Here is a 13177-nt window from a genome sequence, read left to right as displayed (position 1 = left end):
TTACCTCCGATTAATTAAATGGTTTCTGCTGCTTTTTTGATATAACGCATATACTGCTTGAGCAGATTCTCTGCAGTACTCTCATGGAACTGATTTTGATTATATTCAATTCCAATGCTCAATTTTTTCTCTCTTACCAACACAATAAACTTAAACTTGTAATTCCAAACTTCATCTTCACTTATATCATTCCCGGTTGAAAGCGGAGATACCGTAAAGCTTTCTGTATGCAGTTCATTATCAAATTCGCCCATATAATTAAATGAAATGTCTGGTTTTGAATTCTCTTTTATATCGTGTTTTAAATATCTTAAAATACCATATCCTATCCCTTGATCAGGAATATTGGCTAAGGTCGAGTTAACATTATGTAAACTCGAACCGATATGATCTGAATCGGAGACCCGCAAAGCCACAGGATAGATTGCAGAAAATCTGCCTACCGTTCTGTAGATATTAAGCTCCTCACCCTGATGAGTGCGGCCATGGTTGCCTAAGTGCACGAGAGATGTATTACTGCCTGTTTGATGTTTTATTGTCAAACCTAAAGCTGTGAGCAAAACAGCCTCAATAGTGAAATGATCTTGTCCTTGAATCGCATTCATTATAGTTTCAGTTTCCCGAACATTAAACTGCCTGTATACTTGCCTGTTATCTTTGACTTTGGCAATTTGCCCCTGAAAATCAACCGGAATAGGCGGAGCATAAACATTTTCGATTTTCGACCAATACTCTTTCTCAAGCAACAGTCGTTCACTTTCAGCATATTTATAGAGATAATCAGACCATTTTAAATATGAATCGGTTTTATTTGGTAATATAATGTCTTCGTTACTTTTAACTTGCTGATATGCCGTATTAAAATCTTCAAGCAAAATTCTCCAAGACATATGATCAATTATCATTTGGTGAATGACGATTAACAGATGTTCCCCATCTGCTTCCTTAATGAGAGCCAATTTAACAAGCGGCCCGTGAGTCAGATCCATACTGGCTTGTATTTGATTTATTTTCATTTTTAAATCTGATTGCGGCATGTTTATTGCATTGATTAGATGAAAGTCAAACAAGGCGCCTTCCGCCAGGCCTCTGATTACCTGTACCATTCTATCGCCTTTACGTTTGAATACCGTTCTCAGACTGTCATGATGCTGAATAATTCGAGTGAAAATGTCTTTTATAATGTCTTCACCAAACCCGTCTTCCCTGTATAACATAAAAGAAAGATTCCGATGGTGCAGAGTATCTTTATGGCGTTCAGCCAGCCAGCATTGAATTGGCACAAGACCGGCTTCTCCTGTTATTACACTGTTATCAGATGACGTTGTTATAAAACTGACTTTTTTCGAAACTCCTTCGATTGTCTGGTATTGAAAGATGTCTTTCACTTCCAGCTTAAGATTGAATTTTTCCATTCTGACCGCTGCTTGTATGGCTTTGATTGAATCTCCGCCTAAAACGAAAAAGTTATCTTTTATACTGATTTTAGAAACTTCAAGAATGTCGGACCAGACCTCGCCGACAATCCGTTCAATCTCGTTTCTCGGAGCAATAAAGTGATGCAGCTCGGCAGCATTTTCAGCCGGAAGTGGCAAACGTTTTACATCAGTCTTCCCATTGTTCGTCAACGGAATCTTATCTATGCCAATAATGACTGTCGGGATCATATATTCAGGCAGATATTCCATTAAGTATTCTTTTAGCTCAGAAGGCAGCTGCGTATCTTTACATACTGTATAAGCGTATATCTGATCATTGTGAACAACCGCAACCGCGTCTTGAACACTGCTGTGAGACAGCAGTCTGTTTGTAATCTCATCAAGTTCAATTCTAAATCCTCTGATTTTTACTTGACGATCGATTCTTCCGGCAAATTCTATATTACCGTCCTCAGTCCACTTGCCTAAATCTCCGGTTTTATACATTTTCTCACCTGAATGAACAAGATCCGGGATAAACTTAGCCTCGGTTAATTCTTCACGATTGCAATAGCCCCGTCCAACTCCTTCCCCCCCGATGTATAACTCTCCGATAACTCCCGTCGGCACAGGCTTCTGCTGTTTATCTAGTATATAGATAGTACAATTTTTTATCGGTGCGCCGATAGGGATTCTCTTTATATTGGAGATATTCTCCGGATTTATCGTATAAGCTGCAGCATCAACACAGCATTCCGTCGGTCCATATACATTTGTTATATAAGGACGGTCATTCTTCTTAAATACTTTATAAAAACGCTTTACCTCTTCAGGTTTAAGGACGTCGCCGCCTATAATAAAATGTTTTACACCTATACGGCCACACTGTGGAGACTCAGAGAGCAGGCTGAGATAGGCTGGTGTTCCATCAGAAATATTTATTTTATTTTGGATATAGAACTCAGCAAGTTTCGTGATATCATGCCTGGCTTCTTCAGTGATGATGTAAAGAGAGTGTCCCAAAAGCAGTGCAGAAAAAATCTGTTTGACAGAAGCGTCAAAGGAAAAAGGTGCCAACAACGCTATATTCTGCTGTCCATCATGTTTGCAGTAGATATGTTCATGAAGGGCTTCTGTTAAATTCGCTATACTTTTATGTTCGATCATCACACCTTTTGGGTGTCCCGTTGATCCGGAAGTGTAGATGATATAGGCAAGGCTGTGCCGTTCCGCTCCTCCCTTTACATTCCCCCCGTCGTCTGGAACTGTTTCCAATTCATCCAGACAAACACTTTCTATTTCGTACTCTGGACAATAATTGTTACGATCCGTCAGTAAAAAGCGGGCCCCGCTGTCTTTGAGCATATACTCAACTCTTTCTTGCGGATATGATGGATCAATTGGCAGATAAGCTGCTCCCGCTTTTAAAATCCCCACTATTCCGATGATAAAATCAGTGGTGCGGTCTGCAGCTATACCCACTGCCTCATTCTTTTTGACACCTTTTTGAATGAGTGCTCTTGCAAGCCGGTTTGCATTTTTGTTCAGCTCACTATAAGTTAAGGTTCCGTCCTGTGCAGACACAGCTATTTGATTCGGCGTTGCTTCCGCCTGCTTTTCAAAAAGCTCACAGACAGATGAATCTCTGCCGCCGCTTCTAAGTGATGTTCCACTGTATTTCAACATTTCGCGTCGTTCATTTTCATCTAGAATGTTAATCTCTCCGATTAGTCCATTTTGACTTTCAACAATATGATTGAGAATCATTAAGAAGCGCTGTGAGAATTTTTCTATGGTTGTGCGTTTAAACAAGTTAGATGAATATGTGAACTCAAACTTGATATCCTCTTTTGAAGGAAATGCTTGAAGCAAAAGATCAAATTTGGCTGTTTTGTTTTCGTAAGGATACGGCTTATATTTCAACCCATTTACTTCAATTGCCGGATTATCCATCAGCTGAAGGACAAACATAACGTTGAAGAGAGCATTCTGGTTTATATCCCTCTCAAGGTTCAAATCGTCTACAAGCTCTTCAAAAGGATAATCTTGATTTTCATAAGCCAGAAGCGCATTATCTCTAACAGCTTCAAGCAGTTCTTTGAATGTTTTGTCGGCAGATGGTTTATTTCTCAGTGCCAGCGTATTTACAAACATTCCTATCATGTTTTCTAATTCTTTATGCTTTCTTCCGGCCACAGGTGTGCCAATAATAATATCTTCTTGACCAGTAAGTTTATGGAGAAGGACGTTAAATGAAGCCATTAAAGTCATGAAAAGGGTGACTTTTTCTTTTGCGTTTAATTCTTTTAACTTGGAGGTCAGCTCTTTTCCTGCATAAAAATAGATTCGTTCACCTTGGTCATCCCGTTCGGCTTCTCTTGAAAAATCGGCAGGCAGATTGAGAGCGGGAATTTCTCCTTTAAACTCATTTAACCAAAAATCTTTTTGTTTTTTCATTTCTTCAGTATGAAATAATTCATTTTGCCATTTCGCAAAATCCTTAAATTGAACGTTCAATGGAGGCAGTTCGCTGCCTTCGTATAAATGTATCAATTCTCTTTGGAGAATCGGAATAGACGCGCCGTCCGCTATAATATGCTGTAAATCTATCATTAAAAGATGTTTATGATGACTAATCTCGGCTAATCCTGCACGCAGTAAAGGAGCCTTCTCTACATCAAACGGGCGGACAAAATCAGCCATAAGGCGCTCTAATTCTGCTTCAGAGGTCTTGATTCTATCCATTTCAAATCGAACGTCTTTTTCTATGTTTTGCACAAGCTGACCGTCCCTCAAGCCTACGGACGTTCTTAAAACCTCATGCCTGCTTATTAATTTTTTAAACGCATCTTCTAAGCGTTTATCGTCCAACTCTCCTTCAATCATCAAGAAGAACGGAATATTATAAGAAGTGCTGTTTTTATTTAATTGATCTATAATAAAAATTCTTTTCTGTGCAGATGATGCCTCATACCAGTCAAAATCGCCTGCTTTAGGAATCACATTTACGTCATTTGTCTTTCTCAGAAAATGTTCATCCAAATAAGCTGAGAAAAGTTTTATATTCGAATGCTTTAGCAGGTCTGAAACTGAAAGATCCGTTCCTTGCTGTTTATTGATAAAATTGATGATTTCTATTGCTATGATTGAGTCTCCGCCCATTTCATAAAAATCAGAGGTAACATGGATCGGATTGATTCCAAGGGCGTTTCCCCAAATTTGTCCTGCCATTAGCTCTGTTTCTGAATAACAGCCGTCTTCCCTGCCACTCAGTCTTATTATTTGAGGCTTATTGACTGAAGGGTTATCTAGTTCATTGCGTATCGGTAAGTTTTCTGGAATTTCCACCCAGTGCCTCTCCCGCAAAAATGAGTAACCAGGCAAGCTGATTTTTCTTCTTTTTTCTCCTTCATATATCATTTCCCAATCGATCTCTGCACCTTGTTCATAGAGTTTGCTTATATCAACCAGGAGCCTCTCATCTGTTCTCCCGCCTGCATTATAAGCCTTAAGTTTTTTTCCAGCAGCGGTACTTAGATCTCTATCGGTCTTAAAAGAAAATGCAGCTTCTTCTTGCTGAACCGGCGCTTCGAGGAGACTTTCAAGTTTTTCCTTCAGATCTTCGATGTCTTTTACGAGAAAACACACTCTATTCTCCAGATGTTTTCTTCCCGTATTCGCTGTATAACAAAGATCAGAGAGATTCAAATTGTTTTCTTCCGAGATAAAATGAAGATACTTTGATGCTATATCATTCAGGACGGACTTATTTTTTGCAGACAGAGTGAATACCTCTTTTACCTGTCTCTGTTCAGTCTCACCTATTATTCCAGGTGCTTCTTCCAATACAATATGACAGTTGGTTCCGCTGAAGCCAAACGAACTTACACCGGCTCTTCTTGGCGTCTCCCCTTTTTCCCAATTTCTTATCATGTCATTCACATAAACAGGTGAATTCGAAAAATTAATTAAAGGATTCGGTTCATTAAAGTTGATACTTGGGGGGATGACCTTCTCTTTTAAAGCCATGCATGCTTTAATGAGAGACGCCATGCCTGATGCCCCGACTGTATGGCCGATATTGGGTTTGACTGAACCTATACCGCAAAACTGCTTTTTATCGGTATATTTCTTAAACGCATTCGTTATCCCTTTGATCTCAATCGGGTCTCCCAAAATCGTGCCTGTTCCATGCGTTTCAATATAAGAAATAGTTTCCGGACTAATATTCGCATTCTTCCAGGCACGCGTAATCAATTTCTCTTGTGATTCAGCATTAGGAGCGGTGATTCCGTTAGAAGCCCCGTCATTATTCGTAGCGCTCCCTTTAATGACAGCATATATGTGATCTCTGTCTTCTACAGCCTTATGTAAAGGTTTTAATACAATAGCGGAAATCCCCTCTCCCCATGCTGTCCCCTTTGCATTTTTATCAAAAATGCTGATTTTAGCGTTTTCCGCTTCTATTTCACTCATCGTACCTATATTTTCAGGTCTCAGAAATAAATTAACGCCTCCTGCAATAGCCATGCTGCATTCTTCATTTTTAAGTGCCTCACAAGCAAGATGAACCGAAACAAGCCCGGAAGAGCAGGCTGTATCAACAACCAAGCTCGGCCCTTTCAGATTAAAAATGTAGGAGGTTCTGCTTGCTAATATGCCCGGATATGTACCTGTCATTGCAATCATATCCGCATCATTTACTAGGGAAGCATAGGAAAACTTCAAGTCTCCGCTATGATCATGTCCAACGAAAATACCTGTATTCGAACCTTGCAACTTGTTCCCAGCATAACCGGAGTCCTCAATAGCGTGATAAACTGTCTCCAAAAACAATCTTTGTTTCGGGTCCATAAGCAGGGCTTCTCTTGGCGAAATTCTGAAAAATGATGAATCAAACTTATCAATTTCATCTAAGAAACCCGCTTTAAAATAAGAATTCTCATTCGCACTGGGCAGCAATGGATCAATATCTTTCCGCCGCTTCTTCGGTAAGTCCCGGATGCATGAGGCACGGTTCATAATGTTTTGCCAGTATTCTTTTGCATTATTGGCTTTTGAGAAACGGCAGGATATGCCGATAATGGCAATATCACATTGATTTTTCTTGGACTTATCTGATAATCCTTTTAAAATGCGCAAAGCCATTTCCCTGTCCATTTTTTGCTCTTTTACTTGCTCCAATACATATTGTTTTATAATCGAAATATCATCCACGATTAATCACCCCTATCGATTTTGATGCTATATAAAATATGAGAAGCATCATGGATATATAGAATAGCTGCTTCAATTGAAGAAGCAGCTTATTGAATTAGTTAATTTTTGTCTCAAAAACCTTTCCATCTTCTTTACATAACACCTGCACCAGGTTTCTGGCCTGTAAGACAACACTCGGAAGACCTCCTCCCACTTGACTCCAATGCCCAACCATATAAAAGTCTTTAAGTCCGGGAAGTGAACGTTTCAGTTTTTTCTCGTGCATGATGCCTTCCATCTGTTTTTCCCAGCCCTGCCAGCTTCCATTTCTATTATTTGTGTATCTTCTGATCGTATATGGGGTGGATACATCAGTCACGTCAATATTTGATTTAATTTCACCAAACCATTTGTCTAATTCATCAATCATTACATTCGCAATTGCTTTTTTCTCTTCTTCATATTTTTCGCGGTTGTTTTTTTGCAAAGTCTCCCAGTATTCAGCAGAAGTTTTCGCATACACGATAATACTCGTTTTGCCATCAGGTGCGAATGAAGGATTTTCGTTATATATTTTCACAAATATGTTTTTAACGTTATCACAGCCATAGGCATTAAGAGGCTGTTCTAATTCCAGGCTCAAATAATGAGGATATTTTTCAAACGTTTTTGATACGCCCAATCCGACATAAATTTGCGGTGCACTTGTTTTAAGGTTGTCATAACAAAATGTCAGTTCATCATCTGTATATTTTCCATCCAGCATTTCAAAAATAGTTTTATAGCCATCCGCTGCTGAAATAACGATATCTCCATAATGACACTGTCCGTTTTTCAACTCTATTCCGATCGCTTTATCATTTTCTACTAAAACCTTAGAAACAGGTGCTTTATATTGAATCTCACCGCCTAATTCAACATATCTAGCTTCAATAATTTTTGCGAATTGCAGAGAACCTTCTACAGGATGTCCTGAAGATTTGCTATTAGCCCAGCCTAAAGTAGCCATAAAGTAAGATATAGGGGTATCTACATTAAACCAAAACAGACGATTTACATTTTCTCTTACAAAACTGCTTTTAAAGCGCTGGGCGAATTCTTTGATCGTCACTTTTCCCCATTGCCCCATTACTTTCATGTAAGGGCCAGCCTTTGCTTTGAAGGCCTCAAAGTCTGCTAAATCGAACAGTTCGGGCGCTTTATCCAAATCCAGCTCTACATCAGAAACAACTCGAATGCCATCAGTTAAAAGCTTAATTGTTTCCGCATCTTCAGGTGCAACTCTTAAAAACTCCTGTTCTAATTTATCTACATCAGCATACAGCGTAAATGTATCACCATTTCTAAAGTTAACAACCGCAAATTCTTCATCATTAATAAATTCCATATTTTGTATTATATTCAGTTCTTTCCAAAATTTATGGAACGTATTGTTAGGTCCTGAACCGACCAGCCAGCTGATACAACCGTCAAAAAAGTACCCTTTTCTCTTCCAGCCGGTACATAAACCACCCGGCAGCAAACCCATTTCAAAGATTTTCGTGCTGTATCCGTTCATTTGCAAGTAACAGCCCGCGGCCATTCCTGCAATACCGCCTCCTATTATGATTGCAGTCTTGTTTTCTTCTGAATTCTTCATTAATTTTCCCCTTTTCCGTAACTAGTTTTCTAGAATTTTCAATCCTTCTTGTATATTGATTTTGCCGTTCTCCAGGTCGTCAAATAGATTGTTGAGTTCTTGCTCAAGCCGATTTTCAGCAGTATCCTCTTCTGTTTCTTGCTGTGGATCTTTATTCAGCTGCTTGTCAATATACTCTGAAAGCTCCACTACAGAGGAATATGTAAATATATCGGATATATCAACAATATCAGGATATTGTTGATTAATTAGTTTTAACAATTGGGTTGCCATAATAGAATCGCCGCCCATGGCACTAAAGCTTTCATATAAATCAAGCTCTTGCATATCTAAAACCATAGAGTACATTTGTGCAATATTTTTTTCGGTATCGGAGTATAGTTCTCCCTTTCCTTTCAGCACTATATCTTCAGTATCTGTTCTTCGACGTTTTTCTGCTTCGTTTTTTGTCCTGTTTTTATCTATTAATTTGTTTTTGATTTGCTCAGATAATTCAAAAGACAATTCATCCTTCGCAAAAGAGAGAAGCTTCATATTTAATGTACCTGGAATGATATTAGTAAGCTTATTCGATGCTATTTCTTCTAAAACGGAAATAGCCTTTTCTACCGTCAATAATCTGAAAATAGAACTCTCATCAGTAATTCCATAATCGACAGCTATGCCGACCTCATCCCAAGCCGGCCAGTTAATTGAAAGCGTGTTTTTTCCCTGTTTGTTTTGCATATAAGCAAAGGAATCTAAATAAGCATTTGCAGCCGTATAATCTCCCTGTCCGGCACCTCCGAAAATAGAATTAATTGAGGAGAACAAAATCGTGAAATCTATATGTAAGTCTCTCGTTAAATGATCAATAATCCATGTTCCATTAATTTTAGGAGCGAGCACTTCTTTAAAAACATTCGCTTCTTTTCTAAAGAGGAAACCATCTCCGGCAACTCCGGCACAATGGAATACGCCATTGATTGCACCGTATTTCTGTTTTATTTCTTCAATTACCGGCTCCATGCTGCTTAAGTCAGAAACTTCACAGCTGTAGCAATCAACTTTAGAACCCATTGACTCGATAGCTCTGATTGACTTCAGTTTTCTGCAAAGCTTTAAATCTGTTCCATCAGCAATGATGTCGTCCCATCGGCTTTGATCAGGCAGTTTAGAGCGATTGAGCAATACAGCATTGACGTTATGTTTTCCAGCCAGGTGCTTTGCGATCTCCAAACCGATTCCGCCGGTGCCGCCGGTAATCATATAGACACCGTTTTCTTTAATTTCCAAACCGCCGTGTTTCTTATCCTTTATTGGTTCAGCCGTATCCAACCGACTGATATACCGCTTACCATCCCTAAAGGCGACTTGATAATGTTTTCCTTTTGTTCTTAACTCCTCACTAATGATTTCCGGTGATGTATGTTCATCAATATCAATTGCTTTACATGAAACATTTTGGAACTCCTGCGTAATAACACGTCCCAGACCAAACAACGCGGCGCCCAATGGATTGATTGTATTTTCTTCTCCGGACACTTCTGTCACAAGATCAGAAATAAGATGCAAATTAATATTGCTTTTCATCTTATTCTTACTTAATCCCCGGACTAAGCGGAACAGGCTGTATACGCCTTTATTCTGCATGTCTTCTAAATCTGTTAATGATTCCGCTCTTTGGCGGCTGATAGAAGACATATGTATAATGCTGCTGATATTTTGATCGTTTATGCTATGCAATAATTGAACATAGTCTTCTTCTGATCCGCTAATTAGGAATTTCCGCCCATTTATCTTCTGAAATTCATCCCCAAACTCCACTTCAATAACATCATCGTCATGAATTTTCAACTGTTCCAGTATAGATTTATAAATTTCCATGTTGTCTTTAAATAACAGTACAGGACCTGTTACCTCTGTTTTTTCTTCTTCAAAAGCTTCTTGCGCCATCCATTTTAATTGATAAAGTGATTCAGAACTTTCTTCAAAAAGGGCATTAATCCGATTTACTTTTTTTAATACATAATCGGTGATTTCTGCAAAAACATTTCCTTCTGTATCTATTAACTGAATATCACACAGCTTTGTCTCTTTGCTGCTTGCGTTCTTTTTGACAAATGCATAAAAATGCTGCGGCATTCTTGAGTAAATCTTCACACTTTTATATGAAAAAGGAAGGAATGTACTATCGTCATCATCTTCTCCAATAAACACGTTCACTGCATTATCTAGCAAAGCGGGATGTAAAAAGACGTCTTTTAAATCTGCTGTAAATTCATCAGCCAATTTTAATTCGGCCAATTGTTCATCAGGGCCCAGTATGACTTCTTTGAAGTTCAGCCACCTCGGTCCGAAAGTAAAGACTTTGCTGATTAAACCATTTTTATTTTCATAATTGACTTTTATCTTCTCTCTGTTACTGTCATTTCTAACAGAGTCTAAATCAAACATTGATACAGAGTCTGTTAATAGAAACGCTTTTCCTTCTGCATGTGTAATCCAGGTTTCTCCTTCCTGACTGGCTATTATAAATTGAATACATTCTTTCTTTTTCTTAATGATTGTGTGTACAATCTTATTCTCATCCTCATTTACCGTTAACGGAGTGAAGAAGATAATATCTCGTAATTCTAATTGATTGCTTTTATAGTAAGCGGCACTTGCTCTTCTTCCCATTTCGATATAAGTCGTTCCCGGAATAACACAAGCCCCCATGATTTTATGGTCACTTAAAACCCAATCCTTATTCACATTAAATGTCGTTGAATAGATCGTCTCATTCATTGAATCAGCCAAACACTGGTCAATCAGCGGGTGACTGATATTTTTCTGATGCGGCGCTTCACCTCTTCTGTCCTTTACTTCTCCCCAGCATAATGTTCTTTCAAATTGGTATGTCGGAAGACTGACAATCTTTCTGTGCTCATCCTTGTACATTTTTGTCCATTCTACTTTTGCTCCTCTGACATACAGGTTGCAAATTTCCGTAAGGTTGAGCAGTAAATATTCATCCCCTTCAGTAAGAATGTCATGTATCAAATTGTCAGATTGAGCATTCATTTTGCGATGTTCAGATAAGGAAATTTCTCCTTCATCCATAATCTGTTTTCTATCAGAACCAACTTTATGGAAAGAAAAATATACGCCTTTTTCTGATATTTCATTCAGGTTTTGTCCTGCAAGCCTGCCGATTTTTCTCTTTAATTCTTCGTAACTTTTTACAATCAGAGCCAATCGGTAGCCGTAATGGCCCCGCCCTGTGTTTGCCGTATAGCAAATGTGTTTTACGTTTTTTTGAGTTCCTTTTTTAAAGAATTCATTATATTCCTTGATGAGTTTCATTAAAGAATTCTCTGTTTTAGCTGATAAAGTAAATATCTCAAATGTTTCATTTGCAGGAATGACCTCTTCAACCTCATCTCCAGCATCTTCAATCACTACATGTGAATTGGTCCCCACAAAGCCGAAAGAACTGATTCCCGCTCTCCTCGGTGAGTTATTTTTAGGCCATTCTTGGGCTTTGTCTGTAACAAATACAGGTGACTTCACAAAGTTAATCAATGAATTCGGTTCTTTAAAATTAATACTCGGAGGGATGACTTGATGCTTCATAGACAGAACGATCTTGATAAGTGACGCCAAACCCGAAACGGCAACGGTATGGCCAATATTAGATTTAACAGATCCGATCCCGCAAAACTGCAGCTTGTCCGTATATTTTGAAAACGCATTGGAAATCCCCTTTATTTCAATTGGATCTCCAAGCTTTGTGCCTGTACCGTGCGCTTCGATATATTGAATGGTTTCGGGATCAATTTGAGCATTTTCCCATGCCTGAACCAGTACTTCTTCCTGGGCGATGGCATTTGGAGCTGTCAATCCGTTTGAGGCCCCGTCATTATTAACTGCACTCCCTTTGATAACAGCATAAATATGATCTCCGTCCTGCTTGGCTTTACTTAAAGGTTTTAAGATGACTGCCGCTACTCCGTCACTGAAAAATGTCCCGTCTGCGTCTTTATCAAATGAGTGTACTTTATCACTTACTGATTCCATCATCGATTTTTTGGACGTTTTGAAGCGCGGAAAGAATCCTAATGAAATTCCGCTGACAATAGACATATCGCATTCTTTATTTTTCAAAGCATTACAGGCAAGATGCACACCAAGCAGCCCCGAGCTGCAAGCAGAATCCAAGACCATAGAACTTCCTTTTAAATTTAATAAATAATTAATCCGCCCCGCCATCAAACCCGGCCAGTTGCCCGTCATACTTGTCGATTCTGATTCTGTAATGTAGCGGTACAACGTATTATTGACATGGTCTTTTCCAACAAAGAGCGATGTGTTGCTTCCATAAATTTTGTCCCCTGCATACCCTGCATCTTCAATCGCAGTCCATACCGTCTCCAGCAATACTCTGTGAGACGGGTCAATGGCCTTTGCTTCTTTAGGAGAAATATTAAAAAATTCAGGATCGAACTTGTCTACGTCTTCTAAATATCCGCCAGGTTTCCAGTTATCTGCTTGTTCTTCCGTCAGATATCCTGAACCGAGAAAATCAGTAAACCCTTTATTGTTTACGATCGGTTTAATGTAATTGATCATATCTTTTGGATATTCCGCTTTGCAGTCTTCTCCATTCATCAGATTCTGCCAGTATTCATCTGTATTGTTTGCTTTCGGCAGTCTGCAGGAAATTCCAATGATAGCAATATCTTCATTGCTGCTTGCAGCCTTTAATTCTTTTAGCATTCGCTTTGCTTCTTTCTGGCTTAGCTTATGCTGTTTCACTTGTTCAAATATATAAGATTGAACGCTATTCATTACGGATCACTCCCGCTTTCTTTCTAAGAAAATTTTTGATAGGAAGGGTAATAAGATCTACATATTTACCTTAAAATGGAATTTAGTTTCCGCAATAATGTGATAGGCA

Annotated in this window: 3 protein-coding genes; all 3 read right to left on the bottom strand. The window is 38.8% G+C overall.

Going from position 1 to position 13177, the window contains the following annotated elements; all coding sequences use genetic code 11:
• Positions 1-14 precede the first annotated feature (14 nt).
• The 3 genes from QRX25_RS01265 to QRX25_RS01255 all read right to left on the bottom strand — a co-directional run bounded on the left by QRX25_RS01265 (position 15) and on the right by QRX25_RS01255 (position 13068).
• On the bottom strand, positions 15-6635 hold the full coding sequence (locus QRX25_RS01265) for a type I polyketide synthase (RefSeq protein ID WP_212100147.1): 6621 nt from the start codon (positions 6633-6635) through the stop codon (positions 15-17).
• Between the two features lie 97 nt (positions 6636-6732).
• Complete coding sequence (locus tag QRX25_RS01260; protein WP_212100145.1) at positions 6733-8256, bottom strand: phytoene desaturase family protein; 1524 nt, start codon at positions 8254-8256, stop codon at positions 6733-6735.
• A 21-nt stretch (positions 8257-8277) separates the two neighbouring features.
• Positions 8278-13068, bottom strand: coding sequence for a type I polyketide synthase (locus tag QRX25_RS01255; protein WP_065980600.1), 4791 nt, complete (start codon positions 13066-13068; stop codon positions 8278-8280).
• Positions 13069-13177 lie beyond the last annotated feature (109 nt).

The sequence above is a fragment of the Bacillus sp. L381 genome (assembly GCF_030284525.1).
GTDB classification, from domain to species: Bacteria; Bacillota; Bacilli; order Bacillales; family Bacillaceae; genus Bacillus; species Bacillus amyloliquefaciens.
This window is presented reverse-complemented; position numbering and strand designations above follow the sequence as displayed.